The organism is Roseivivax sp. GX 12232 (assembly GCF_021272185.1).
Classification (GTDB): Bacteria; Pseudomonadota; Alphaproteobacteria; order Rhodobacterales; family Rhodobacteraceae; genus Roseivivax.
On record NZ_JAJSEC010000004.1, the window covers coordinates 277555 to 302459 of the forward strand.

The 24905-nt window shown below is 71.2% G+C and carries 22 protein-coding genes; 15 read left to right on the forward strand and 7 right to left on the reverse strand.

What is annotated here, in order from left to right; genetic code table 11:
- The first annotated feature begins 127 nt into the window (after positions 1-127).
- The gene (pnp, locus tag LR948_RS09690; protein ID WP_232753809.1) at positions 128-2269 is read left to right on the forward strand and encodes a polyribonucleotide nucleotidyltransferase; all 2142 of its coding nucleotides are present in this window, start codon (positions 128-130) and stop codon (positions 2267-2269) included.
- 93 nt (positions 2270-2362) lie between these two features.
- Here pnp and LR948_RS09695 read toward each other — a convergent pair whose 3' ends face one another.
- The 3 genes from LR948_RS09695 to LR948_RS09705 form a co-directional block, all read right to left on the reverse strand.
- Positions 2363-3058, reverse strand: coding sequence for a hypothetical protein (locus tag LR948_RS09695; RefSeq protein ID WP_232753810.1), 696 nt, complete (start codon positions 3056-3058; stop codon positions 2363-2365).
- 169 nt (positions 3059-3227) lie between these two features.
- Positions 3228-4223, reverse strand: coding sequence for a fatty acid desaturase (locus tag LR948_RS09700; RefSeq protein WP_232753811.1), 996 nt, complete (start codon positions 4221-4223; stop codon positions 3228-3230).
- Between the two features lie 406 nt (positions 4224-4629).
- On the reverse strand, positions 4630-5316 hold the full coding sequence (locus tag LR948_RS09705; RefSeq protein WP_232753812.1) for a response regulator transcription factor: 687 nt from the start codon (positions 5314-5316) through the stop codon (positions 4630-4632).
- 119 nt (positions 5317-5435) lie between these two features.
- Between LR948_RS09705 and ribA the strand changes: the two genes are divergently transcribed.
- From ribA to LR948_RS09730, 5 genes are all read left to right on the forward strand, one after another.
- Positions 5436-6527: a GTP cyclohydrolase II gene (ribA, locus tag LR948_RS09710; protein ID WP_232753813.1), complete on the forward strand. Its 1092-nt coding sequence runs from the start codon at positions 5436-5438 to the stop codon at positions 6525-6527.
- 295 nt (positions 6528-6822) lie between these two features.
- Positions 6823-7824, forward strand: a complete 1002-nt coding sequence (locus tag LR948_RS09715) for an LLM class flavin-dependent oxidoreductase (RefSeq protein ID WP_232753814.1) — start codon at positions 6823-6825, stop codon at positions 7822-7824.
- Positions 7821-8336: a L,D-transpeptidase family protein gene (locus LR948_RS09720; protein ID WP_232753815.1), complete on the forward strand. Its 516-nt coding sequence runs from the start codon at positions 7821-7823 to the stop codon at positions 8334-8336. Before LR948_RS09715 ends, LR948_RS09720 begins: the two co-directional genes overlap by 4 nt.
- Positions 8333-8914 (forward strand): uracil-DNA glycosylase family protein, encoded by a 582-nt coding sequence (locus LR948_RS09725; RefSeq protein WP_232753816.1) that lies wholly within the window; start codon positions 8333-8335, stop codon positions 8912-8914. The genes LR948_RS09720 and LR948_RS09725 overlap by 4 nt, the downstream gene beginning before the upstream one ends.
- Before the next feature lie 207 nt (positions 8915-9121).
- The gene (locus tag LR948_RS09730) at positions 9122-9916 is read left to right on the forward strand and encodes an SseB family protein (protein ID WP_232753817.1); all 795 of its coding nucleotides are present in this window, start codon (positions 9122-9124) and stop codon (positions 9914-9916) included.
- Between the two features lie 97 nt (positions 9917-10013).
- On the opposite strand, the gene panC is transcribed toward LR948_RS09730, so the two are convergent.
- A complete protein-coding gene (gene panC, locus LR948_RS09735; protein ID WP_232753818.1) occupies positions 10014-10856 on the reverse strand; it encodes a pantoate--beta-alanine ligase in 843 nt (280 codons plus the stop codon).
- Positions 10856-11686 carry a 3-methyl-2-oxobutanoate hydroxymethyltransferase gene (gene panB / locus LR948_RS09740; RefSeq protein WP_232753819.1) on the reverse strand — a complete coding sequence of 277 codons (831 nt, stop codon included), beginning with the start codon at positions 11684-11686 and terminating at the stop codon, positions 10856-10858. The genes panC and panB overlap by 1 nt, the downstream gene beginning before the upstream one ends.
- Before the next feature lie 151 nt (positions 11687-11837).
- Here panB and LR948_RS09745 point away from each other — a divergent pair, with 151 nt between their 5' ends.
- Genes LR948_RS09745 through LR948_RS09770 form a run of 6 tightly spaced genes read left to right on the forward strand, consistent with a single transcriptional unit; the run spans position 11838 to position 18449 of the window.
- Entirely contained in the window at positions 11838-13304 is a 1467-nt protein-coding gene (locus LR948_RS09745; protein WP_232753820.1) for an ABC transporter substrate-binding protein, read from the forward strand.
- 57 nt (positions 13305-13361) lie between these two features.
- On the forward strand, positions 13362-14306 hold the full coding sequence (locus LR948_RS09750) for an ABC transporter permease (RefSeq protein ID WP_232753821.1): 945 nt from the start codon (positions 13362-13364) through the stop codon (positions 14304-14306).
- Positions 14303-15118, forward strand: a complete 816-nt coding sequence (locus tag LR948_RS09755) for an ABC transporter permease (RefSeq protein WP_232753822.1) — start codon at positions 14303-14305, stop codon at positions 15116-15118. The genes LR948_RS09750 and LR948_RS09755 overlap by 4 nt, the downstream gene beginning before the upstream one ends.
- On the forward strand, positions 15115-16716 hold the full coding sequence (locus tag LR948_RS09760; RefSeq protein WP_232753823.1) for a dipeptide ABC transporter ATP-binding protein: 1602 nt from the start codon (positions 15115-15117) through the stop codon (positions 16714-16716). The genes LR948_RS09755 and LR948_RS09760 overlap by 4 nt, the downstream gene beginning before the upstream one ends.
- Positions 16706-17446 (forward strand): glucose 1-dehydrogenase, encoded by a 741-nt coding sequence (locus LR948_RS09765; protein WP_232753824.1) that lies wholly within the window; start codon positions 16706-16708, stop codon positions 17444-17446. Before LR948_RS09760 ends, LR948_RS09765 begins: the two co-directional genes overlap by 11 nt.
- Entirely contained in the window at positions 17430-18449 is a 1020-nt protein-coding gene (locus LR948_RS09770; RefSeq protein WP_232753825.1) for a P1 family peptidase, read from the forward strand. Before LR948_RS09765 ends, LR948_RS09770 begins: the two co-directional genes overlap by 17 nt.
- Positions 18450-18893: 444 nt before the next feature.
- Here LR948_RS09770 and LR948_RS09775 read toward each other — a convergent pair whose 3' ends face one another.
- Both LR948_RS09775 and LR948_RS09780 read right to left on the reverse strand, forming a co-directional pair.
- Complete coding sequence (locus LR948_RS09775) at positions 18894-20171, reverse strand: acetylornithine deacetylase/succinyl-diaminopimelate desuccinylase family protein (protein WP_232753826.1); 1278 nt, start codon at positions 20169-20171, stop codon at positions 18894-18896.
- A 133-nt stretch (positions 20172-20304) separates the two neighbouring features.
- Entirely contained in the window at positions 20305-21231 is a 927-nt protein-coding gene (locus tag LR948_RS09780) for a DUF2125 domain-containing protein (RefSeq protein WP_232753827.1), read from the reverse strand.
- Positions 21232-21297: 66 nt separating this feature from the next.
- Between LR948_RS09780 and LR948_RS09785 the strand changes: the two genes are divergently transcribed.
- The 3 genes from LR948_RS09785 to LR948_RS09795 all read left to right on the forward strand — a co-directional run bounded on the left by LR948_RS09785 (position 21298) and on the right by LR948_RS09795 (position 24903).
- Positions 21298-21825, forward strand: coding sequence for a gamma-glutamylcyclotransferase (locus tag LR948_RS09785; protein WP_232753828.1), 528 nt, complete (start codon positions 21298-21300; stop codon positions 21823-21825).
- Positions 21826-21891: 66 nt separating this feature from the next.
- Positions 21892-23109, forward strand: a complete 1218-nt coding sequence (locus LR948_RS09790; RefSeq protein WP_232753829.1) for a biopolymer transporter ExbB — start codon at positions 21892-21894, stop codon at positions 23107-23109.
- 3 nt (positions 23110-23112) lie between these two features.
- Positions 23113-24903 carry a peptidoglycan -binding protein gene (locus LR948_RS09795; protein ID WP_232753830.1) on the forward strand — a complete coding sequence of 597 codons (1791 nt, stop codon included), beginning with the start codon at positions 23113-23115 and terminating at the stop codon, positions 24901-24903.
- Positions 24904-24905: the final 2 nt, after the last annotated feature.

The following is a 24905-nucleotide window of genomic DNA, read 5'->3' on the forward strand; positions in this document are numbered from 1 at the left end:
GCTATCTGAGACGTGACGCCCTGAGCCCCCGGGCCATGCGACAGGATAGGGGGCGGCGGCAATGGGGCCGCCAATCAAACGGGAGACCCGGGATACGCCCGGGAGGGCTCCCTGATAGGATACGATGATGTTCAACACGACGAAGAAAACCATGCAGTGGGGCGAGGAAACGCTCACGCTGGAAACGGGCAAGGTGGCCCGTCAGGCCGACGGTTCGGTGATCGCCACGCTGGGCGAGACCTCCGTGATGGCCAATGTGACCTTCGCCAAGGAGCCGAAGGAAGGCCAGAGCTTCTTCCCGCTCACGGTCCACTACCAGGAAAAATACTACGCCGCGGGCAAGGTGCCCGGCGGCTTCTTCAAGCGCGAGGCGCGTCCGACCGAGAAAGAGACGCTGACCGCGCGCCTGATCGACCGTCCGATCCGTCCGCTGTTCGTGCCGGGCTTCAAGAACGAAGTCCTGGTGATGTGCACGGTGCTGAGCCATGACCTCGTCAACGATCCCGACATCGTGGCGATGATCGCGGCCTCGGCGGCGCTGACCATCTCGGGCGCGCCCTTCATGGGCCCGATCGCGGGCTGCCGCGTCGGCTACGAGGATGGCGAATACGTCCTCAACCCCGATGTCGAGGACATGCAGAACCTGCGCAACAACCCCGACCAGCGGCTCGACCTGGTGGTCGCCGGCACCCGCGACGCGGTGATGATGGTCGAATCCGAGGCCTACGAGCTGACCGAGGACGAGATGCTGGGCGCGGTGACCTTCGCGCATGAGCAGCTCAAGCCGGTCGTCGACCTGATCGTCGACCTCGCCGAGGATTGCGCCAAGGAACCCTTCGACTTCCAGCCGCCGGATTACTCCGCGCTCTACGAGAAGGTGAAGGGTCTGGGCGAGACGCAGATGCGCGACGCCTATGCGATCACCGACAAGCAGGAGCGCCAGGCCGCCGTCGCCGCCGCCAAGGAGGCGATCAAGGCCGAGCTTTCCGAAGAGGAACTCGAGGACGCCAACCTCGGCTCCGCGCTGAAGAAGCTTGAATCGGTCGTACTGCGCGCCGACGTGGTGAAAAGCTCGCGCCGCATCGACGGCCGCGCGCTCGACCAGGTGCGCCAGATCGAGGCCGAGACCAAGGTCCTGCCGCGCACCCACGGTTCCTCGCTCTTCACCCGCGGCGAGACCCAGGCGCTGGTCGTGACCACGTTGGGCACCGGCGACGACGAGCAGATCATCGACGCGCTGCACGGGAACTTCCGCTCGAACTTCCTGCTGCACTACAACTTCCCGCCCTATTCGGTCGGTGAAGCGGGCCGCGTGGGCCCTCCGGGCCGCCGCGAGATCGGCCACGGCAAGCTCGCATGGCGCGCGCTGCAGGCGGTCCTGCCGCCGGCGACCGAGTTCCCCTACACGATCCGCGTGGTCTCCGAGATCACCGAATCGAACGGCTCCTCCTCCATGGCTTCGGTCTGTGGCGGGTCGCTGTCGATGATGGACGCGGGCGTGCCGCTGAAGTCCGCGGTCGCGGGCGTGGCCATGGGCCTGGTGCTGGAAGATGACGGCGAGTTCGCCGTTCTGACCGACATCCTGGGCGACGAGGACCACCTCGGCGACATGGACTTCAAGGTCGCGGGCACCGCAGACGGCATCACCTCGCTGCAGATGGACATCAAGGTCCAGGGCATCACGCCCGAGATCATGAAGCAGGCCCTGGCCCAGGCCAAGGACGGCCGGATGCACATCCTCGGCGAGATGAACAAGGCGCTCTCCGAGGCCGGTTCCTTCTCGGAGCATGCCCCGCGCATCGAGACCATGCAGATCCCGACCGACAAGATCCGCGAAGTGATCGGCTCGGGCGGCAAGGTGATCCGCGAGATCGTGGAGACCTCGGGCGCCAAGGTCGACATCAACGACGAGGGCATCATCAAGATCGCATCGCCGAACGGCGAGGCCATCCAGAAGGCCTACGACATGATCTACTCGATCGTGGCCGAGCCCGAGGAAGGCAAGATCTACAAGGGCAAGGTCGTGAAGATCGTCGACTTCGGCGCCTTCGTGAACTTCTTCGGCAAGCGCGACGGCCTCGTGCACGTCAGCCAGATCGTGCCGAAGCGCCTGAACCACCCCTCCGACATCCTGAAGGAGGGCCAGGAGGTCTTCGTGAAGCTGCTGGGCTTCGACGACCGCGGCAAGGTGCGCCTGTCGATGAAGGTCGTGGACCAGGAGACCGGCGAAGAAGCCGACCCCAACAAGGAGCACCAGGACGCCGAGTGATCTCGACGCCCTGATGCGAACGACAGGACGGCCCCGGGGGAGACCTCGGGGCCGTTTTCTTTTTGCGGGTGGAGGCTTCGGTGAGTGCGGCGCTCAGCCCGCCTGCGCCACCCGGTCGAAGACCACGTAGAGCCGCCGCCAGATGATCCGGCGCAAGCGCACCTCGGCGGGGGTCGCAAGCGCGCGCCCGGCGATCAGCCCCAGGCTCAGGTCGTAGCGTGGCGGCGCGCCGGGGGGATGGGTGGCGATCCCCTCGCGGGCATAGATCACCGGCATGGTCGCGAGCGCCCCGGTGCCGCAGCGCACCTCGAGGTAGCCGCCGGGCGCCGAGGACCAGAGGATGCGCAGGTAGACCCGCCGCCAGGTGCCGAAACTCGCGGGCCCGACGCAGCGGCGGTTCTCGACCAGGAGACCGTGCCGCGCGTCGAGCGTCATCTCCAGCAGCACCGGCCCTTCGGGCCCCGCCTGCCAGCGCGCCAGCGTCAGCGGCGCCTGGCGCGGCAGGGTCGCGGGCTCGATCAGGACCTCGAAGCCGAACATATTGCGGTGCCCGGGCTGCCAGGTCTCCCCCATGCGCAGCGCCACCCGCGCGCCGGGCCGCGCCCGGGCGGGCAGGGCGAAGCGCAGCGCCCCCGCCTCGGGCTGCGGCGGCGCGATGTTGCGCGGGTCGGCGGTGAAGCGCGGGGGCAGGAAGGCGGTGAGCGCCGGGGCGGGCGTCGCCCCGGCGACCCGTTGCGTGACCCTTGCGGGTTGGGGAGGTCCGCCGGTGGCAGGCCCGCCCGCTGCCACTCCGGGCGCGGGGGCCGGGGCCGGGGGCGCTCTGGCGTCCCGTTGTGCGACGCCAGTGGCCTGCGGGGACTCTCCCGCGGCGGACCCGACCACCCCCGCCCCCGGCCCCTCCAGCGGCGCGCAACTCAGAAGGGCCAGCACGGCCCCGGCCCCGATCAGGGCGCAGGCGCTATGCGGCCGGCACGCCGGCAACGTCCCGCCCTCGGCGGGGGAAGGGCACCATGCGCCCGGCCTCGGTGTCGTAGAGCTTCCAGCGCAGGCACATGAGCCCCTCGATCAGCCCGATGCGCTTGGACTGGATCAGCCCCCGGCGTTCGAGCTCCTCATGGGCGGCCTTGAGCTTGTAGCCGGGGATCTTGGCGTTCAGGTGGTGCAGGTCGTGATAGGCGATGTTCATCATCGCCAGGTCGAAGAGCCACCCCCAGTCGAGGACCGAAGAGCCCTCGAGCGCGGCGGTCTCGAAGTCCAGCTCGGGTTTCACGCCCCAATGCACCTGTTCGAAGTTGTGCAGCACATAGGGGATCAGCCCGCCGCAGAGCGTGGCGATATAGACGATGCCGTAGAACACACCGATGCCCGCCCAGCCCGCCGCCAGGTAGACCGCTCCGAGGCAGCCCAGCAGCAGCGCGTTGTGCAGGACCAGGTCCCAGACCCCGGTCTTCAGCCCGTAAAGCGGGAAGCGCCGCAGCACCGCGTAGAGGAGGAAAGGCCCCACCACCACGAGGATCAGGGGCGAGCGATAGAGCCGGTAGCGCAGCCGCTCGGCCAGGGGCGCGCGCTCCCACTCCTCGACGGTCATTACGTAGATCTCGAAGGTGTCGCGCCGGTCGAGGTCGCTGACATGGGCGTGGTGCTGGTTATGTTTCCAGCGCGTCGCCTGGTAGGGCGTCATGGCGATCGGCGAGAGCAGCGTGCCCACCGCGTCGTTCAGCGCCCGGCTGGTGAAGAAGGACCGGTGCAGGCAATCGTGCTGGATCATGTAGAGCCTGAGCCCCGCCGCCGCGGCGATGACCATCGCGGGCAGCATGAGCCACCAGCTGCCGATCGCCTGCAGCGCCAGCACAACCGCGGCGAGGTAGATCAGGAAGGTCGCCCCGAGTTCCCGCCAGGCGCGGGCGTTGTCGGCGCTGGCATAGGTCCGTGACACCGAGCGAATCGTGTCCATGGCATGTCCCTCGTTCTTGGTCTCGCGCCTGCGGGTGGGGATTGGGCCGCGGGCTTTCGGGAAAATGGCTTCTGGTCAAAGGCGCGCGCGGGCCGGGAAGGGCCCCGGCGCGGGTGCGGGAAATGTGGATAAGTATTCTACGCCTGCGGCATTCCGTCCAGTATCAAGGCCGGTCAGGTCGTCCGAAGTGACGGCCTCAGAGCCGCACATAGCGGCGTCTGCGCCCCGTGCGGCACCCCCGCGAGGCGCGCCGCCCCGAGGCAACCCCCGACAGCCAAACAAAAAAAGGCCCGGGCGCGAGGCCCGGGCCAGTCCAACAGGGAGGGTGCATGTGATCACCCGCACATGCGACGGGCCGGAGAGGAAACACGCGGCGGACCGCTCGGTTCCCCTCAAACCTTCGGGGTCACGACATCAGCCGATATCCGCCGCTTTCGGTCACCAGGAGCCGCGCGTTCGAGGGATCGGGTTCGATCTTCTGGCGCAGCCGGTAGATATGCGTCTCGAGCGTATGCGTCGTCACGCCCGCGTTGTAGCCCCAGACCTCGTGCAGGAGCACGTCGCGCGGCACCACGCCGTCGGGCGCGCGATAGAGGAACTTGAGGATGTTGGTCTCCTTCTCGGTGAGCCGGATCTTCTTCTCGGCCTCGTCGACCAGCATCTTCATCGCCGGCCGGAAGGAATAGGGCCCGAGCTGGAAGACCGCGTCCTCGGACTGCTCGTGCTGGCGCAGCTGGGCGCGGATGCGGGCCAGGAGCACCGGGAACTTGAAGGGCTTGGTCACGTAGTCGTTCGCGCCCGCGTCGAGCCCCAGGATCGTGTCGGCGTCGGAGTCATGCCCGGTCAGCATCAGGATCGGCGCCTTGAGCCCCTGCTTGCGCATCAGCTTGCACAATTCGCGGCCATCGGTATCAGGCAGACCGACGTCCAGAATGACGAGGTCGTGGTGCTGTTCCTTCACCTTCTGCATCGCCTGCGCGCCATCCTCGGCCTCGAAGACCTCGAAGTCTTCGGTCAGAACAAGCTGTTCGGCCAGCGCCTCGCGCAGGTCCTCGTCGTCGTCGACGAGCAGGATGTTCTTGAGTTGCGCCATATCGCGTCCTCCGTTTCTCGTGACAGAAATGTGAGCGGGCGCGATCAGGGGCAAGTTTTGCTGCAAATCTCTCACGGCGTCGTGTAGACGGTGCAGGATTATTACAGGATTGTAAGGACATGACGCCCGAGCCCGCCTTCTCTCCCGATCTGACCGAGACTCTCGCGCGGGCGCGGGGCGACCTGCGCATGGGTGTGCCGGTGGTTCTCAGCGGCGCCTCGGGCGCGGCGCTGGTGCTGGCGGCCGAGACGCTGAGCGCCGCGCGGCTCGCCGCGGTGCAGGCGCTGGGCCGGCCCGCGGACCTCGCGCTGACCGGGCGGCGGGCGGCGACGCTGCGGGCGCGGGCCTATGACGGCGATCTCGCGCGGATCGCGCTCCCGGGCGACGCGGGGCTCGACTGGGTGCAGGCGCTGGCCGATCCCGCCGACGACCTCGCGCATCCGATGAAGGGGCCCTTCACCTCGCGCCGCGAGGGCGACGCCGCGCTGCACCGGCTGGCGCTGGTCCTGGCGAAATCCGCCCGGCTCCTGCCCGCCGCGCTGGTGGTGCCGCTGGGCGCCGAGGCCCCCGCCGGGCTGACCCGGATCGACGCCGATGTCGCGGCGCCGCATCTCCTGCGGCTCTCGCCCCTCGAACATGTGGTCAGCGCCCAGGTGCCCTTGCGCCATGCCGAACGCGCCCGGCTGCACATCTTCCGCCCCGAGGACGGCTCCGAAGAGCATTACGCCGTCGAGATCGGCCGCCCGGACCGCGAGACCCCGGTGCTGGCGCGGCTGCATTCGGCCTGTTTCACCGGCGATCTGCTGGGCTCTCTGAAGTGCGACTGCGGCCCGCAGCTCAACGCCGCGCTGGCGCAGATGGGCGGCGCGGGCGAGGGCGTGCTGCTCTATCTCAACCAGGAGGGCCGGGGCATTGGCCTCGCGAACAAGATGCGCGCCTATGCGCTGCAGGACCAGGGCTTCGACACGGTGGAGGCCAACCACCGGCTGGGCTTCGAGGACGACGAGCGCGACTTCCGCCTCGGGGCGCAGATCCTGACCGAGCTGGGCTTCGGCGCGGTGCGGCTTCTGACCAACAACCCCGCCAAGATCGCCCGGATGCAGGCCGAGGGCATCGACGTCACCGAGCGCGTGCCGCTCAAGGTCGGCGAGACGCGGTTCAACCATCATTACCTGGCGACCAAGGCGAAGAAGTCGGGGCATCTGCTTTAGGCCGGCGGCGCGGGGCGCGGTGAGGCGCGCTCGCGGTGGTCGGTCGGACGTGCGCGGGCGGGACGCCGGTGAGCGGGGCTCACCCTCCACTGTCGCGCGCCGCGACGGACGCAGACGGCTTCGGCTCTGTAGGCACCGGGTCGCGGCCACCACACGGCAAGCCACGTGCCCGCCCCACGCGGACGCTTCACCCCGGCCCCTTGGCCTCGCCGCGCCGGCACGGCAGGATTGCCGCATCGCCCCCTTTGAACCGATCGGTTCACTTCTTAGGTCGGAAGAGGAACAGGAGACACCCATGCGCTATTCCCTTCTCGATCTCGCCCCCGTGCCCGAGGGCTCCGACACCGCCACCGCGCTCAGGAACATGGGCGAGCTGGCGGAAAAGGCCGAGGGCTGGGGCTACCACCGCTACTGGCTGGCCGAACACCACAACATGCCCGGCATCGCCTCGGCGGCCACCGCCGTGCTGATCGGCCATGTCGCGCAGCGCACCCGCGAGATGCGCGTCGGCGCGGGCGGCATCATGCTGCCGAACCATGCGCCCCTCGCTGTGGCCGAGGCCTTCGGCACGCTGGCGACGCTTTACGGCGACCGGATCGACCTGGGTCTCGGGCGGGCGCCGGGCGGCGACCAGGCGGTGATGCAGGCCCTCGGCGTGAACCACGCCCGGGCCGAGCGCTTCCCCGAGGAGGTCTCGGAACTGCTGCGGCTCTTCGGTCCCGCCGATCCCGCCGCCCCGGTCAGCGCCCATCCCGGCGCGGGCACCGGCGTGCCGCTCTGGATCCTCGGCTCCTCGCTTTACGGCGCGCAGGTCGCGGCGCATTTCGGGCTGCCCTATGCCTTCGCCTCGCATTTCGCCCCGCAGGCGCTGGAACAGGCCATGGAGGTCTACCGCCGCCACTTCCGGCCCGCCGAGGGCCGCGCCCGGCCGCATGCCATGCTGGCGGTGAACGTCTTCGCCGCCGAGACCGAGGGTGAGGCACTGCGGCTCAAGACCTCGATGCAGCAGGCCTTCTACCGGCTGCGGCTCGGGCGGCCGGGCAAGATGCCCGCGCCGGTCGATGACATCGACGCGGTGATCCCGGCGGGCGCGCGGGCGCAGGTCGACGCGGCGCTCAGCGTCTCGGCCACCGGCACGCCCGCGCAGGTCGAGGCGCAGCTCTCCGAGCTGATCGCCCGGCACCAGCCCGACGAGGTGATCCTGACAGGCCAGATCCACGACCACGGCGCGCGGCTGCGCTCCTTCGAGATCGCCGCCGAGGCCATGTCGCGGATCACCCGCGAGGCGGCGGCGTGACCCCGCGCCCCGAAGACCTGGTGGTCACGCCCCGGGGCCTGCGCTTCTTCGGGCGGCAGATCCCCTGCGCGCTCGGCCGCGGCGGGGTGACCCGCGACAAGCGCGAGGGCGACGGGGCGACGCCCGCGGGGGTGCACCGGATCGTCGGCATGCTCTACCGCGCCGACCGCATCGCCCCGCCCGCCGATTGGGCGCTGCCGATCGGGCCGGGCGACCTCTGGTCCGACGACGCCAGGGACGAGGACTACAACACCATGGTGCGGGCGCCCTATGCGGTCAGCCACGAGCGGCTGGCGCGGGCCGATCCGCTCTATGACACGGTGATCCTGACCGACTGGAACTGGCCCCGCGCCGAGGCCGGGCGCGGCTCGGCGATCTTCCTGCACCAGTGGCGCCGCCCGGGCTATCCGACCGAGGGTTGCGTCGCCGTCTCGCGCGCAGACCTGCGCTGGATCGCGGGACGGATCACCTATGCCACCCGGCTGGTGGTGCCCGGGGCGCTGGCGGGATGAGCCTCGCCGAGGAGATCCGCGCCTGCCGCATCTGCGCGCCGCGGTTCGCCGAGACGGAGACCGCCCATGCCCCGCGCCCGGTCGCCTGGTTCGCGCCTTCGGCCCGGGTCCTGATCGCCGGGCAGGCGCCGGGGCTGCGGGTGCACAAGTCGGGCAAGCCTTTCGACGACCCCTCGGGCGACCGGCTGCGCGACTGGCTGGGGATCGGGCCCGAGACCTTCTACGACACCCGCCGGATTGCCGTGGTGCCCATGGCCTTCTGCTTTCCGGGCTACGACGCCAAGGGCGCGGACCTGCCGCCGCCGAAGGTCTGCGGCGAGACCTGGCACGATAGGGTCATGGCGGAGCTGTCGCAGGTGCGGCTCAGGGTGCTGGTCGGGGGCTATGCGCACCGCTACCACCTTGGTGTGCGGAGCGGCGTGACCGAGACGGTGCGCAACTGGCGCGCCCATGCGCCGGGCACCTTCGTGCTGCCGCATCCCTCCTGGCGCAACACCGCCTGGCTGAAGAAGAACCCCTGGTTCGAAGCCGAGGTGCTGCCCGCCCTGCGCGCCGCCATGGGTGAAGCGCTGCGCTGAGGGGGCGGGGCTCGGCGGGGTGCATCGCTCGGTGACGCCCTCGGGTCTTCGCGCTACAGGCCCTCCCCGGCACGCCCTTTCCTTGCCTGTGGGCGCCGCCCAAGGCTCTCCCCGCCACGCCCATACCTTGCCTGTGGGCGCCGCCCCAGGCCCTCCCCGCCACGCCTTCGCCTTGCCTGCGGGCCCCGCGCCCTCTACCTCGGCGGCATGGATACAGACACCCCGCTTGATACCGCCTACCGGGCGATGGAGGCCGCGCCCGAGGATGACGCCGCGCGGCTGCGCTTCTACGAGCGGCTCGCCGATACCGAGCTGCTCCTGCTGCTGAGCCGCGAGCCCGAGGGCGAGACGCTCGACCCGGAGGTCTTCGAGGTCGAGGGCATCTCTTACCTCCTGGTCTTCGACAGCGACGCGCGGCTCGCGGCCTTCCTGGGCAAGCCCGCGCCTTATGCGGCGCTGCCGGGGCGGGTGATCGCGGGGATGCTCGCGGGGCAGGGCGCGGGTCTGGGGCTGAACCTCGACGTGGCGCCCTCGGCCTATCTGATCCCGCCCGACGCGGTGGCCTGGCTGGCCGAGACGCTGGGGCAGGGGCCCGCAGAGGCCAGCGCCCGGCCCGAGGAGCTCCTGGCGCCGGGCAATGTGCCCGAGGCGCTGCTGACCGCGCTCGACGGCAAGCTTGGCCGGGCGGCAGGGCTGGCGCGGCGCGCCTACCTGGCCGCGGTGCGCTACGACGACGGCAGCCACGGGCACATGCTGGGCATCACCGGCGCGCGCGAGGGTGCCGAGGGGCCGCTGGCGCGCGCGGTGAACGAGGCGCTGGTCTTCTCGGGCATCGAGGCGGGGGCGCTGGACGTGGTCTTCCTTGACGATGCGGATGCCTTCACCGCCCGGCTGGCGCGGGTCGGGCTGCGCTTCGACCTGCCCGAGCCGGAAGCGGAGGAGACCCGCGCCGAGGTGCAGGCCCCGGGCTCGGACCCGGAGAAGCCGCCGAAGCTGCGCTAGGCGCGGGGGGGGGCTCAGGGGCGCGGTCCGGTCGATCCGCCGGCGCGGCACCGATCAGGCTGTCGCGCCCCGTCCCGAGCCGCCCCAGACCCCGGTCTCACACCTCGATGTTGTCGATCAGCCGCACGCCGCCGATCCAGGCGGCGGCGAAAAGCCGCGCGGGCGCCTCGGGGCGCTCCATCAGCCGCAGATCGCCGCTGGCGCGCAGCTCGAGATATTCCACCTCCGCGAAGCCCGCCGCGGCAAGATCCGCCCGCGCCGCCGCCCCGGCCACGCTCGCGGTATCGCCATCGCGCAGCGCCGCGGCCATGGCCCCCATGGTGTGGGGCAGGGCGGCCGCCGCGGCCCGCGCCGCCGCGTCGAGTCTGAGGTTCCGCGAGGACATCGCCAGCCCGTCGGGCTCGCGCACGGTGGGGCAGCCCTTAACCTCGATTGGCAGGTCGAGGTCGGCGGCCATCCGGCGCACCACCTGCAGCTGCTGGTAGTCCTTTTCCCCGAAGAAGGCGCGGTCGGCGCCGCTTTGCAGGAAGAGCTTCGAGACCACCGTGGCGACCCCGTCGAAATGCCCGGGCCGATGCGCGCCGCAGAGCACATCCGTCAGCCCCGCGACCGAGACTGTGGTGGCGAAACCCTCGGGGTAGATCTCGCCCGGCTCGGGCACATAGAGCGCATCGACGCCGTAGGGCGCCAGGGCCTCGGCGTCGGCCTCCTCGGTGCGGGGGTATTTCGCCAGGTCGCTGGCGTTGTTGAACTGCCGGGGATTGACGAAGATCGTCACGATCACCCGGTCGCAGGCGGATTTCGCGGCGGCGACCAGGCTCAGGTGCCCCTCGTGCAGGGCGCCCATGGTCGGCACCACGCCGATGCTTTCGCCGGCCTGGCGCCAGCCCGCCACGGCGGCGCGCAGCTCGGCCTTGCGGCGCAGGATCGCTGCCGCCATCAGCCGCGCTCCGGGGCGTCGTCGCCGAAGACATGCTCGGGGCCGGGGAAGCTGCGGGCGCGGACCTCGGCGGCATAGGCGGCGATGGCGGCCTCGCCGTCCTCGCCGAGCGTGGCGAAGCGTTTCACGAACTTCGGCTTGAAGGCGGTGAAGAGCCCCAGCATGTCGTCGACCACCAGCACCTGCCCGTCGCAGCCCGCCGAGGCGCCGATGCCGATGGTCGGGATCGCGACCTCGGCGGTGATCCGGTCGGCGAGGCTCTGCGGCACCTTCTCGAGGACCACCGCAAAGGCCCCGGCAGCGGCCACGGCGCGGGCGTCCGACAGCAGCCCGTCGCCGGCCTGGCCCCGGCCCTGCACCTTGTAGCCGCCCAGCGTGTTCATCGACTGCGGCGTCAGCCCGATATGGGCCATGACCGGCACCCCGCGCGCCACGAGGAAGCGGATCGTCTCGGCCATCTCGGTGCCGCCCTCGAGCTTCACCGCGCCCGCGCCGGTTTCGGCCATGAGCCGCCGGGCGTTGCGGAAGGCCTGCTCGGGGCTTTCCTCGTAGGAGCCGAAGGGCATGTCGATGACCATCATCGCGCGCTCGAGCCCGCGGCGCACCGCCTGGCCGTGCAGGATCATCATCTCCATCGTCACCCCCAGCGTCGAGGGCAGCCCGTGCAGCACCATGCCGACGCTGTCGCCGACCAGCACGAGGTCGCAATGGGCGTCCATCATCCGGGCCATGGGCGTGGTATAGGCGGTCAGGCTGACGATCGGATCCGAGCCCTTCATGGCGCGGATGTCGTCGGGCAGCGGGGCGGTCTTCCGTCCGGTGGCGCTCAACCTCGTCTCCTTTCGGGGTAAAGCCGTGTCGCGACGCGCCTTATCACCTGGTGTCCCGAACGCCTAGGCGGCATTGCGATCTCGGCGCTTGATCGTCGCGTCGAATGGCTGAAACATGGGGGCCATCCGTCACGGCAAGGAGGTTGCCCCCATGTTCCGTCGCACCCTGACCGCGCTTGCGTTCGTCGCGACGCCGGCTCTCGCGCAGCAGAGCGATCTGACGCTGGCGATCCAGCTCGAGCCGCCGCATCTCGATCCGACCTCCGCCGCGGCCGGGGCCATCGACAGCGTGCTTTATTCCAACGTCTTCGAAGGGCTGACCCGCTTTGCCGCCGACGGCTCGGTCGAGCCGGCGCTGGCCGAAAGCTGGGAGATTTCCGAGGACGGGACGACCTATACCTTCACCCTGCGCGAGGGCGTGCGCTTCCACGACGGCAGCGCCTTCGACGCCGAGGACGTGAAGTTCTCGCTCGACCGGGCCCGCGCCGAGGACAGCGTGAACGCCCAGAAGGCGCTGTTCGAGGGCATCTCCGAGGTCAGCGTGGTCGATCCGGCCACGGTCGAGATCACCCTGGCCCAGCCCGACGGCAGCTTCCTGTTCAACCTGGCCTGGGGCGACGCGGTGATCGTGGCGCCCGAGACCATCGAAGGCATCAAGCAGAGCCCCGTGGGCACCGGGCCCTTCGCCTTCTCCGAATGGGTGCAGGGCGACCGGGTGGAGCTGACCCGCTACGCGGACTACTGGGGCCCGGCCCCGGCGCTGGAGGCCGCGACCTTCAAGTTCATCTCCGATCCGACCGCGGCCTTCGCGGCGATGATGGCCCAGGACATCGACGCCTTCGCGGGCTTCCCCGCGCCCGAGAACATCGCCCAGTTCGAGGTCGATCCGCGCTTCCAGGTGCTCATGGGCTCGACCGAGGGCGAGACGATCCTGGCGATGAACAACGGCCAGGAGCCCTTCGACGACCCCGCCGTGCGCGAGGCCGTGGCCCATGCCATCGACCGCCAGGCGATCATCGACGGCGCGATGTTCGGCCAGGGCACGCCGATCGGCACGCATTTCGCGCCGCATCACCCCGATTACGTCGATCTGACCGACCTCTCGCCGCATGACCCCGAGGTGGCGCGGCAGATGCTGGCGGACGCGGGCTACGGCGAGGGCTTCTCGACCACGCTGAAGCTGCCGCCGCCCTCCTACGCGCGGCGCGGCGGCGAGATCATCGCCGCGCAGCTGCGCGAGGTCGGCATCGAGACCGAGATCACCAATCTCGAATGGGCGCAATGGCTCGAGGAGGTCTTCCGCGGCAAGGATTACGGGCTCACCATCGTCAGCCACACCGAGCCCATGGACATCGGCATCTACGCCCGGCCGGATTACTACTTCCAGTATGACAACCCCGACTTCCAGGCGCTGATGACCGAGCTGACCGGGACCACCGACGCGGGCGACCGCTCGGACCTCCTGGCCGAGGCGCAGCGCATGATCGCCGAGGATCACGTCAACGGCTACCTCTTCCAGCTCGCCTTCCCGACCGTCGCCGACGCGCGGCTGAAGGGGCTCTGGCAGAACCAGCCGACCCAGGCCAATCCGCTGGCCGGGGTCAGCTGGGCCGAGTGATCGGCCCGGCCCGCGCGCCGCTGGACCCTCGGGTCCGGCGGCCCTAACCTGCCCCCCATGCTGGCATATGCCCTTCGCCGCCTGGTCTCGCTCGGCCTGTCGCTTGTCGTCGCCTCGCTGGTCATCTTCCTGGTGGTCGAGGTGGCGCCCGGCGATCCGGCCAGCTTCATGCTGGGCATCAACGCCCAGCCCGACACGGTGGCGGCGCTGCGCGCCGAGCTGGGGCTCGACCTGCCGAAATGGCAACGCTACCTGGCCTGGGTCGGCGGCATGGTGACCGGCGATTTCGGCATGTCCTACACCTATCGCACGCCGGTCTCGGAGATGGTCATGGACCGGCTCTGGATCTCGCTGCCGCTGGCGCTCTACGCGCTGGTGCTGTCGACCGCGCTGGCCTTTCCGGCGGCGCTCCTGGCGGCCTCGCGGCGCGGCGAGGCGGGGGATTTCGCGGTCATGGGGGCGACGCAGCTCGGCATCGCGGTGCCGAACTTCTGGTTCGCCATGCTGCTTGTGCTGCTCTTCGCGATCAACCTCGGCTGGTTCTCCGCCGGCGGCTTCCCGGGCTGGGAGGATCCCGGCGCCGCCCTCAAGGCGCTGACCCTGCCGGCGGTGGCGCTGGCGCTGCCGCAGGCGGCGATCCTCGCGCGGGTCATGCGCTCGGCGCTGATCGACATCCTGGCCGAGGACTTCATGCGCACCGCGCGGGCCAAGGGGCTGACCCGCGCCCAGGCGCTCTGGCGGCACGGGGTGCGCAACGCGCTGATCCCGGTGCTGACGATCCTCGGCCTGCAGTTCTCCTTCCTGCTGGCCGGCGCGATCATCATCGAGCAGGTCTTCTTCCTGCCGGGCCTCGGGCGGCTGATCTTCCAGGCGATCTCGCAGCGCGACCTGATCGTCGTGGAGAGCGTGGTCATGCTCCTGGTCTTCGCGGTGATCCTGGTGACCTTCCTGACCGACATGGCCTATGCCGCCGTCGACCCGCGGCTGAGGCGGCGGGCATGATCCGCAGGCTGGCCCCCGGGGCGGCGCTGAGCCTCGTCTTCGTGGTCGCGGCCCTTCTGTCCTATCTCTGGACGCCCTATGCGGTCGACGGCATGGCCATCGCCGACCGGCTGAAGGCGCCGAGCGGGGCGCATCTGCTGGGCACTGACCACTTCGGGCGGGACATCCTGTCGATGCTCATGGTCGGCGCGCGGACCTCGCTGGCGGTGGCGCTGGTCGCGGTGGGGATCGGCATGGGACTCGGCGTGCCCCTGGGCCTCGCCGCCGCCGCGCGGCACGGCGGCTGGCTCGACGAGGTCATCATGCGCGGCAACGACCTTGTCTTCGCCTTCCCGAGCCTGGTCATCGCGATCCTGATCACCGCCATCGCCGGGCCCTCGGCGCTGAACGCGATCATCGCCATCGGCATTTTCAACGTGCCGGTCTTCGCGCGGCTGACGCGCGGCGCGGCGCTGGCGCTCTGGGCGCGGGAGTTCATCATGGCCGCGCGCGTCGCGGGCAAGGGGCGGGTGCGGATCTCCGTCGAACATATCCTGCCCAATGTCACCAACCTCCTGATCGTGCAGGGCACCATCCAGTTCTCGCTGGGCATCCTGGCCGAGGCGGGGCTCTCCTACGTGGGGCTCGGCGCGCAGCCGCCGGTGCCCTCCTGGGGGCGGATGCTGGCCGATGCGCAGACCATGGTGGCGCTGGCGCCGCATGTGGCGCTGATGCCGGGGCTCGCCATCGTCTTCAGCGTGCTCGGGCTGAACCTCCTGGGCGACGGGCTGCGCGATGCGCTCGACCCGAAGCTGCGCGAGGTGCGGGCATGAGCGTCCTGTCGATCGAAGAGCTCTCGGTGGCCATCGGCGGGCCGATCCTGCGCGATGTCTCGCTCGAGATCGCGCCCGGAGAGATCCTTGCCCTGACCGGCGAGAGCGGCTCGGGCAAGTCGATGACGGCGCTGGCGGTCATGGGGCTCCTGCCCCGGGTGGCGGGGGTGACCGGGCGCATCTCGGTCGACGGGGCCGAGGTCACGGGGCGCTCGGAAAAGGCGCTCTGCGCGCTGCGCGGCGCGACCATGGGCATGGTCTTCCAGGAGCCGATGACCGCGCTGAACCCGGTCCAGCCCATCGGGCGGCAGGTGGCCGAGACCGCGCGGCTGCACCGCCCGCTTGGGCGCGGCGAGGCCGAGACCCTGGCGCGCGCCGCGCTCGACCGGGTGGGGCTGTCCGAGATCCCGCTGTCGCGCTTCCCGCACGAGCTTTCCGGCGGGCAGCGCCAGCGCGTGGTGATCGCCATGGCGACCGTGCTGCGCCCCAAGCTCCTGATCGCCGACGAGCCGACGACCGCGCTGGACGTGACGACCCAGGCGCGCATCCTCGAGTTGTTGCGCCGGCTCGCCCGGGAGGAGGGCATGGGCCTTCTGCTCATCACCCACGACCTGGCGGTTGTGCACGGGCTGGCCGACCGGATCGCGGTGATGAACCGCGGCGAGATCGTCGAGACCGGGCCCACCGGCGAGGTCTTCGCCGCGCAGCGCCACGCCTATACCCGGGCGCTCTTCGCGGCCTCCCGGCACCGCGCGGCACTGGCGCCGCGCCCGCCCGGCCCGCCGCTTCTCGAGGTCTCGAAGCTCTCGCAGTCCTACGCGCTGCCGCGCAAGAGGCTCTTCGCACCACGCCCGCGCTTCCGGGCGCTTTCCGAGGTGGGCTTCGGCATCCGCGCCGGCGAGCGGGTGGGGCTCGTGGGCGAATCGGGCTCGGGGAAGTCGACGCTGACCCGGGCGCTCCTGGGGCTCGAGGCACCCGAGGCGGGCGGCGTCACCCTGGGCGGCGTGCCGGTCTCGGCCCGCGCCACCCCGCCCGAGACCCGGGCGCAGATGCAGGTGGTCTTCCAGGACCCCTACGGCAGCTTCAACCCGCGCCACCGCGTCGGTCGGCTGGTGGCCGAGCCCTTCCACCTGATGCCCGGCGCGCCCAAAGGGCCCGAGCGCGAGGCCGCCGTGGCCGAGGCGCTGGAAGCCGTGGGCCTCTCGGGCCGGGACGCCGCGCGGCACATCCACGAGTTCTCGGGCGGGCAGCGCCAGCGCATCGCCATCGCCCGGGCGCTGATCACGCGGCCGCGCTTCATCGTCTTCGACGAGGCGGTCTCGGCGCTCGACGTGCGGGTGCGGGCGCGCATCCTCGACCTGATCGCCCGGCTCTCCGAGGACTACGGGCTTGCCTACCTCTTCATCTCGCACGACCTTTCGGTGGTGCGCGGGATCACCACCCGCGTCCTGGTCCTGCGGCGCGGCGAGATCGTCGAGGAAGGGCCCACCGAGGAGGTCCTGGCGCGCCCGCGCCACGCCTATACCCAGGAGCTGATTGCCGCCGCGCCGGTCTTGCCCGCGGATCTGGCGGCAGGAGAGGAGATCCATGCGACTTGAGGGAAAACGCGCCATCGTGACCGGCGGCGGCTCGGGTTTCGGCGCGGGCATCGCCCGGCGCTTCGCCGCCGAGGGCGCGAGGGTCATGGTCGCCGACATCAACGAGGAGGCCGCCCGCGCCGTCGCCGAGGAGATCGGCGGGCTGGCCGCCCGCGCCGACGTGGGCTCGGGCCCCTCGGTCGAGGCCATGGCCCGCCGCGCCCAGGAGGTCATGGGCGGGGTCGACCTCCTGGTGAACAACGCCGGGGTGACGCATATGCCGACCCCGCTCGAGGAGGTCTCCGAGGCCGAGTTCGACCGGGTCTTCGCGGTCAACTGCAAGTCGGTCTATCTGACCGCCCGGGCGCTGGTGCCCGCGATGAAGGCGGCGGGCCGGGGCGCCATCGTGAACGTCGCCTCGACCGCGGGGCTCTCGCCGCGCCCGAAGCTCAACTGGTACAACGCCTCGAAGGGCTGGATGGTGACCGCGACCAAGACCATGGCGGTGGAGCTGGCGCCCTTCGGGGTGCGGGTGAACGCGCTCTGCCCGGTCGCGGGCGAGACGCCGCTTCTGGCCTCCTTCCTCGGCGAGGACACGCCGGAGATGCGCGCGAAGTTCCTCGCGACCATCCCGCTGGGGCGCTTCTCGACGCCGGGCGACCTGGCCAATGCGGCGCTTTTCCTGGCCTCGGACGAGGCCGCGATGATCACCGGAACCGCGCTGGAGGTGGATGGTGGCCGCTGTATCTGACCCCCGCCCGGGGCCCCGCAACCTGATCACCGACATCCAGGGGCTGAGGGTCGGCAACGCCGGCGACGCGCGGTTGAAATCGGGGGTCACGGTGCTGACCGGGGATGAGCCCTTCACCGCCTCGGTCTCCGTCCAGGGCGGCGCGCCCGGCACCCGCGAGACCGACCTTCTGGCCCCCGACAAGACCGCGCCCGGGGCCGATGCGCTGGTGCTCTCGGGCGGCTCGGCCTTCGGGCTCGCCGCCGCACAGGGGGTGATGGACGCCCTGGCCGAGGCCGGCCGCGGCTTCCCGGTGCTCTCGGCGCGGGTGCCCATCGTGCCCGCGGCGATCCTTTTCGACCTGCTGAATGGCGGCGACAAGGCCTGGGGCGAGAACCCCTATCCTGCGCTCGGCCGCGCGGCGCTGGAGGCGGCGGGGGCGGAGTTTGCGCTCGGCAGCCAGGGCGCGGGCATGGGCGCGCAGACCGCGCAGGTGAAAGGCGGGCTCGGCTCGGCCTCGTTGGTCCTGGAGAACGGCGTGACGGTGGCGGCACTGGTCGCGGTGAACCCCATGGGCTGCGTGACCACCGCCTCGGGCCGGCATTTCCACGCCGCCCCCTTCGAGATCGGCGCGGAGTTCGGCGGGCTCGGGCCGGACCCGGCGCAAGGCTACCGGCCGCCGCCACCCTCGAAGAAGCTCGCCGCCATGGCGGGGCTTTCCAACACCACCATCGGCGTGGTGGCGACCGATGCCGCGCTCGACAAGGCGCAGTGCCACCGGTTGGCGGTCGCGGCCCACGACGGGCTCGCCCGCGCGATCCAGCCCGCGCATTCGCCCATGGACGGCGACCTGGTCTTCGCCGCGGCGACCGGCGCGCGGGCGCTCTCCGACCCGGCGCTGGAGCTCTCGGCGCTGGGCCACGCGGGCGCGGTGGTCATGGCGCGGGCGATCGCGCGGGGGGTCTGGGAGGCCGAGGGTTCTGACGGGGACCTCTTGCCGACGTTCCGCGATAGTCTTGCGTAAGGGGCTGGTGGCGCGGGCGGGAGCGAGGGGCCAGCCCCTCGCGCTCCCCGAGGTATTTTTGCCAAGCTGAAGCAGGGGGGGGTGGTGCTTGTTTGGGCTTGGTTCAGGCGTTGGTTGCTGGTGTCGGGTCCGGGGCGTTGAAGGACGGCACGCCGGGGGAGGGTGTGGTGTGGGGGCCTTGGGTCGGGAGCAGGCAGGGCGCTTGAGGAAGGGATCGGGGAGGCGCTTGGTGGTCTGGGCCTCTGGGAGGGCGGCGCGGCACTCAAGGGACGCCGCGCCATGTGAGGATTGGAGACGGAGCCGGGCGCGGCTTTGCGGGGCTTTCGTTGGCGTCATGCGTGGCGCGTCGCGCGAGGCGCCCGGCGGCGCGGGCGCCTTATGGCGACTGGAGGCGGCGCCGGGCGCGGACTTAGATCCGGTCGCGGGCGCCTTCACCCGGCGCGGTCAGCCGGGCAGCAGCAGTTTCTGCATCACCCGGGCCATGACGCGGGCGCTGTCGAGCATGTCGGTCACGCCGATCCATTCGTCGGGCTTATGGGCCAGCTCGAGGATGCCCGGACCATAGGCCACGCAGTTCTTCAGCCGCCCGATCCGGTCGATGTGCTTCTGGTCGTAGCTGCCGGGCGAGGCGACGTGCTGGGCGGGGCCGCCGAGGGTCTCGGCGATGGCGGCCTCGAGAGTGGTGACCACCGGCGCCTCGGGCGCGGTCATCGAGGGCAGCACGCGGTTGATCTCGCGCAGGTCGTAGTCGAAGCGCGGGCGCTCGGCCTTCAGCCCCTCAAGGAGGCCGCGCATCTCGGCCTCGACCGCCTCCACGCCCTCTTCGATCAGGAAGCGGCGGTCGACGGTGATCCGGCAGCTGTCGGGCACGCAGTGCACCGGCAGCGCGGTGCTGCCTTCGGGCTCCTCGGGCTGGCCGCCGTGGATCGCGTTGATGTTCATGGTGGAATTGCGCGCCCCGTCGGGGATCACCGGCATCTCGGTGCGGCGCGCGGCGAGGGCAGGGAAGAGGTCGCGCTCGAAGGCGTCCAGCACCGCGCCCATGTGGCGCACCGCGCAATCGCCGAGGAAGGGCATGGAGCCATGGGCGATCTCGCCCTTGGTCTCGATCTCGGCCCACCAGCCGCCGCGGTGGCCGAGGCAGATCCGGTCCTTGCCGAGCGGCTCGGGGATGATGACATGCTGCACCCGCGCGGGGTTGAACCAGCCTTCGCGCGCGAGATGCGCGACGCCGCCGTAGCCGCCCGATTCCTCGTCGCCGGTGGCGGAGATCTCGATGGCCCCGGCGAAATCGGGGTGTTCCTCGAGGAAGGCCTCGACCGCGATGATCGAGGCGGCGAGCCCGCCCTTCATGTCGCAGGCGCCGCGGCCGTAGATCCGGTCGCCCTCCAGTTCCGCGCCGAAGGGGTCGCGGGTCCAGCCATGGCCGACCTCGACCACGTCGATATGCGAGTTGAAATGCAGGCAGTCGCCGGGGCGCGTGCCCTCGCGGCGGGCCAGCATGTTCCAGCGCGGATAGGCGTCGCTGTCGCCCGGGGCGCCCTCGGCGCGGATCATCTGCACCGTGAAGCCGCGCGGCTCGAGCCGTCGGGCGATGTCCTCGCAGATGTCGCGGTAATGCGCGCCGGGCGGGTTCAGCGTCGGCACGCGCAGAAGCGCCTGGGTGAGGGCGATGATCTCGTCGCGCTCTTGCGCGATGCGCTGGGCCAAACTGTCGCTCATGGGCCCCACTCTCGGGCGCGGGGCGGGGCATGGCAAGAGGGGCGGCGGGCTCGGCCGCCGCGACCCGGGGTCAGGCGGCGGCGCCGTCGGGGCGGTGGTTCGCCACGGTGCCGCCCCAGCGCCGCCCCGGCGCTCAGGAGCGGGGCAGGGCGGGCAGCCGTCCGAGCGGCAGCGGGCCGAGCTTGACCTGGCCCTTGTCGATGTCGAGCGGCAGGCTCAGCGTCGTGCCGCCGCCCTGGAAGGCCGCCACGCCCGAAAGCAGGTTCTCGGTCAGCGACAGCGCCGCGGGCGGCAGCGCGCCCTCGCGGCGGGCGCCCTCGATCAGCGCGGGCCAGCCCTCGGCAGTCAGTGTCAGCGCGCCCTCGGCGCGGCCCTTGCCGTCGAACTCGAGCGGGCCCGAGAGCATCAGCTCGCCCTCGGCATCGCCATAGGCCAGCCGCGAGAGCTCCAGCGCGGTGAGCCGGTGCGGCGCGGGCAGACCCTCGGCGGAGAGCCGCAGGTCGGCGCTGAGCCGGGCCGCGCCGGGGGCGGCCTCGGGGCCGGAGACGGGGCTCGCCTGCAGCGCGGCCTGCCAGTCGCTCGGGCCCTGGCGCAGCGCGCCGGTCAGATCGGCGAGATGCAGCGCGCCGAGGTCGGCGCGGGTCAGGCTCAGCCGCCCGGCCTCGAGGTTGGCGCGGTCGAGCGCGCCCTCCTGCCAGACCAGGCTGGCGCGCAGGCCCTCGCTGGCAAGCTGATAGACCGTGTCGCCTTGCGAGATGCGCTGCTCGCCGCGGGCGGCGAGGATCACATGGCCGGGGTTGTAGACCAGCTGCATGACCTGCAGCTCCGGCACCTCCCAGAGCGGGCCCTCGGGCGGCGCCAGCGCCAGGTCGGTGAATCGCGCGTCGAGCCGGTTCGGGAAGCCGCGCAGGGCGATCTCCTCGGCCCCGGCGGTCCAGCCCTCGGCGCGCAGCGCCGCCAGCCGGTCGTCGATCTCGGCCCTAAGCGCCCGCGCCTGCCAGAGCCAGACCCCGGACCAGGCCAGCGCCAGGAGCAGAACCAGTATTGTCAGTCGTTTCACGCGCAACCACCTTTCCCGCAAAGTCGATCCGTGTTTAGAGCCGGTGAAGGAAAAGGACCAGAAACCATGACGCTTTGGGTCTTCGGTTACGGATCACTTCTGTGGAATCCGGGCTTTGAAGTGAGCGAAACCGTGCCGGCGCGGCTCGATGGCTACCGGCGCAGCTTCTGCATGCGCTCGATCCATCACCGCGGCACCCCCGAGGACCCGGGGCTGGTGCTGGCGCTCGACGAGGAACACGGCAGCTATTGCGACGGGCTGGCCCTGGCCGCCGCCCCCGGGCAGAGCGAAGAGGTCCTGGCCTACCTGCGCGAACGCGAGCTGGTCTCGGCGGCCTATCTCGAACGGCTCTTGCCGCTGAAGCTCGTCGACGGGCGCGAGGTCACCGCGCTGGTCTATGTGATCGACCCCGACCACGGGCAATATTGCGAGCTGCCGCTCGAGGAACAGGCCGGGATCATCGCCGGGGCCCATGGCGGGCGCGGGCCGAACACCGAGTATCTGTTCAACACCGCCGCGCATCTGCGCGAGCTGGGCATTCCCGATGCAGAGCTGCAATGGCTCGACCAGCGGGTGCGCGAGCTGGTGGCATAGAACTTGGCTTGATCCGGGCAAGGGTCTAGGGTCCGGGCGAAACAACCAGCGTCAGGAGCGATCCCCTTGGATCAACCGGACCTCGAGGCCGAGCCGCATTTCTCCCAACCGCTGCGTCAGGTGGTCCTGATGCTGGCGGTGCTGGGCCTGTCGGCCTTCGGCGCGGTCATGGCGCTGCCCTCGGTGCTGCCGGTCTTCACCGCCAACCCCTATCTCAACGCTTTCATCCTTTTTGTCTTCATCCTCGGCGTGCTGGCCTGCTTCTGGCAGGTGGCGCAGCTGATGTATTCGGTGCGCTGGATCGAGAATTTCGCCCGGGGCGGGGCGCATTCGGGCCGGGCGCCGCAGCTTCTGGCGCCGCTGGCGCAGCTCATGCGGGCGCGCGGGCGGCGGATGAAGATCACCACCACCTCGACCCGGTCGATCCTCGATTCCGTCGCCCAGCGGATCGACGAGGCGCGCGAGATCACCCGCTACATCGTCTCGCTGCTGATCTTCCTGGGGCTCCTCGGCACCTTCTGGGGGCTCGCCACCACGGTGCCGGCGCTGGTCGAGACGATCCGCGGGCTGGCCCCGCAGGAGGGCGAGACCGGGGTCGATGTCTTCTCGCGGCTGATGAACGGGCTCGAGGGGCAGCTCGGCGGCATGGGCATCGCCTTCGCCTCCTCGCTCCTGGGGCTCGCCGGATCGCTGATCGTGGGGCTGCTGGAGCTTTTCGCGGGCCACGGGCAGAACCGCTTTTACCGCGAGCTCGAGGAATGGCTCTCCTCGATCACCCGCATCGGGGTCTCGGCCAGCGACGGCGAGGGCGCGGGCGAGATGTCGGGCGCGGCGGTGGCGCTGGAACAGGTGGCCGACCAGCTCGACACCATGCGCCAGCTCTACCTGCGCTCCGAGGACAACCGCAGCGATGTCGAGACCCGGCTGGCGCAGCTTGCCGACAGCGTCGAGCGGATGACCGAGCGGATCGAGGCTTCCTCGCCCTCGGCGGCGACCTTCGCGCGGCTGGCCGAGGGCCAGGAGCGGCTGATCGAGGCGCTGTCGCACCAGGAAGAGACCGGGCTCGACGCGGAAAGCCGGATGCGGCTGCGCTCGATCGACGTGCAGATGCTGCGCATCCTCGAGGAAATGTCCGCCGGCCGGCAGGAAAGCATGGCCGAGATCCGCACCGACCTGGCCGCGCTGAGCCGGGTGATCGGCCAGATGAGCCGCCAGTCCGCGCCCGCCCCGGGCGGCGAGACGCCGGTGCGCCCCCAGCGCGTGACCCGCCGGCAGGAGGGCTGAGCCATGGCGCTGTCGCGGCGCACGGGTCAGCGGTTCCAGGCCTCGATCTGGCCGGGCTTCGTGGACGCGATGACCGGGCTGCTGCTGGTCCTGATGTTCGTCCTGACGATCTTCCTGGTGATCCAGGCGGTCCTGCGCGAGACGATCACCGGGCAGGAGACGCGGCTGTCCTCGCTGAGCGAGCAGATCGCCGCGCTTTCCGATGAACTGGGCATGGCGGAACGGCGCAACAGCTCGCTCGAGACCCGGCTGGGCGAGTTGGAATCGACGCTGGACGACCGCGACACACGCATCGTCGAACAGGAAAGCATCATCGCGGCGCTGTCGGCGGAACGGGCGCGGCAGGACGCGGCCCTGGCCGAGGCGCAGGGCCGGATCGGCGATTTCGAGGACCGCGTGGCGGCGCTTCTGTCTGAGCAGGAGGACGCCGAGGGCCGGATCGCCGAGCTGCTGGCGACCCGCGAGGAGCTGGAGACCGCGCGCGAGGAGCTCCTGAGCGAACAGGAGGCGCTGAACCTCGCGCTGGCCGAGGCCCGCGACGAGATCGACGCCGGAGCCGAGGCGGCGCGGCTCGCCGCCGCCCGGCGCGAGGCGCTCGAGGCGCTGGTGGCCGATCTGCGCGACAAGAACGCCGATGCGGATGCCCAGGTGGCGCGGCTCGCGGGCGAGGTCGAGGAGCTGGACCAGGCGCTGAGCGAGGAAGAGGCCGCGCGGCTCGCCGAGGCCGAGGCCGCCCGGGCGCTGCGTGCACGGCTCGAATCCGCCGATGCCGAGCTGACCGCCATGACCCTGCGCCTCGAAGAGCGCCGCCGCGAGGCCGAGGAGACGCTGACGCTTCTGGCCGCCGCCCGCGCCGCCGAGGAGGAGCTGAACCAGCGGCTCGCCGCCGCGCTCTCGGGCGAGGAGGCCGCGGGCCGGACCGCCGAGGAGCTGCGCGAGGACCTGGCCCAGGCGCTCGCCGCCCAGGTCGCCGCCGCCTCGGAGGCCGAAGAGGCCATGAGCGAGGCCGAGCGCCAGCAGGTGCTTCTGGCCGCCGCCCGCGAAAGGCTCTCGGAGGAGCAGGACCGCGCCAGCAGCGCCGAGCGCGAGACCGAGGTGATGAACCAGCAGGTCGCCGCCCTGCGCCGGCAGCTGGCATCGCTGCAGGCGACGCTGGATGCCGCCGAGGTGGCCGACGCCGAGGCGCAGGTGCAGATCGACAACCTCGGCTCGCGGCTCAACGCCGCGCTGGCCCGCGCCGCCGCCGAGGAACGCGCCCGGCGGCAGGCCGAGGAAGAGGCCCGGCGGCTCGAAGAGGAGCGCGCGGCCCGGCTCGAGGCCGAGAACCAGGACCTCGCGCGTTATCGCTCGGAGTTCTTCGCCGAGCTGCGCGACCTCCTGGCCGACCGCGAGGGCGTGCGCATCGAGGGCGACCGCTTCGTCTTCTCCTCCGAGGTGCTTTTTGCGCCCGGCTCGGCCGATCTCTCGGCCCTGGGGCGGCGCGAGATCGCCGGGGTGGCCGACATCCTGCGCGAAATCTCGGACATCATCCCCGAGCAGATCGACTGGGTGATCCGCGTCGACGGGCATACCGACGATCGCCCGCTGCTGCCCGGGGCGGAGTTCGCCGACAACTGGGAGCTGAGCCAGGCGCGGGCGCTGTCGGTGGTGCGCTTCCTCTCCGAGGCGCAGGGCATCGCGCCGGGGCGGCTTTCGGCCAATGGCTTCGGGGAATACCAGCCGATCGACCGGGCCGACACGCCCGAGGCGCGGGCCCGCAACCGCCGGATCGAGCTCAAGCTGACCGAGAAGTGAGG